Annotated in this window: 1 protein-coding gene; it reads left to right on the top strand. The window is 61.4% G+C overall.

The genetic code is table 11. From position 1 onward, the window contains the following. The first annotated feature begins 4 nt into the window (after positions 1 to 4). Positions 5 to 964 (top strand): IS30 family transposase, encoded by a 960-nt coding sequence (locus C4K88_RS18185; protein WP_104122827.1) that lies wholly within the window; start codon positions 5 to 7, stop codon positions 962 to 964. The last annotated feature ends 90 nt before the right edge of the window (positions 965 to 1054 follow it).

Below are 1054 nucleotides of genomic sequence, written 5' to 3'. Positions count from 1 at the left end.
CAGTCTGCTGCGTGGCATGAGCCAGCGCGCCATTGCCCGAATGCTCAACCGCAGCCCCTCAACGATCAGTCGCGAGATCCGTCGCAATCGTGATGCCCGGGGTGAGTACACCACCCAGCATGCCCAACAAGCCATGCGCGATCGTCGATTGCCCTGCCGGCCCCGGCAAAAGCTGGTGCCCGGCAACGAATTGTTCGAGCTGGTCGCCCACCTGCTGCGACAGCGCTTTTCTCCCGAGCAGATTGCCGGCAAGCTGCGAACCATGAAATCCCCAAGCTTCGAAGACGCCTACGTCTGCCGCGAGACGATCTACAACGCGATCTATGCCCTGCCGGTCGGCGAACTGCGCAAGGAGCTGATCATCTGCCTGCGGCAAGGCAAAACCTCCCGCCGTCCGCGTTCTGGCGGCGTAGATCGCCGTGGCCAGATCCCGGACATGGTCAGCATCCATGTGCGTCCGCCGGAGATCGAGGATCGCGTGATGCCGGGACATTGGGAGGGCGACTTGATCAAGGGCAAAGCCAACGCATCGGCCGTGGGTACGCTAGTCGAACGCACCAGCGGCTACCTGGTGAAGATGCAAGACGCGACGGCGACCTCGGCCGTGGAAGGCTTCAGTTCGGCGCTGAACCATATGCCGCTGGCGGCCCGCAAGAGCATGACCTACGACCAAGGGCGGGAGATGGCGCGTCACGCGGAAATCACCCAGAAGACCGGGGTGGCAATTTACTTCTGCGACCCGCACAGCCCCTGGCAGCGCGGCAGCAATGAGAACATCAACGGACTGATCCGCCAGTACCTGCCCAAGGGCACGGATCTGTCGGTGTGCAGCCAAGAGCAGTTGGATGCGATTGCCTACGAGTTGAACATCCGACCGCGTAAGCGCTTCGGTTTCAAGTGCCCCATCGAGGTCATGACCGAGCTGATGGCCAAGCATCACGAGGCTCCCGCCTCAATCCAGTAACTGTGTTGCACTCAGCTCCTGCAACCGCCCACCCTTTGGTCTTTTTATTGGGCAACAGCACCACTGCCAGATGTTAAGCGGACTCTGCAA

The organism is Arthrobacter pityocampae (assembly GCF_002927275.1).
Classification (GTDB): domain Bacteria; phylum Actinomycetota; class Actinomycetes; order Actinomycetales; family Micrococcaceae; genus Arthrobacter_D; species Arthrobacter_D pityocampae.
The sequence above is the reverse complement of the archived record's forward strand: the minus strand, read 5'-3'. Positions and strand labels throughout refer to the sequence as shown.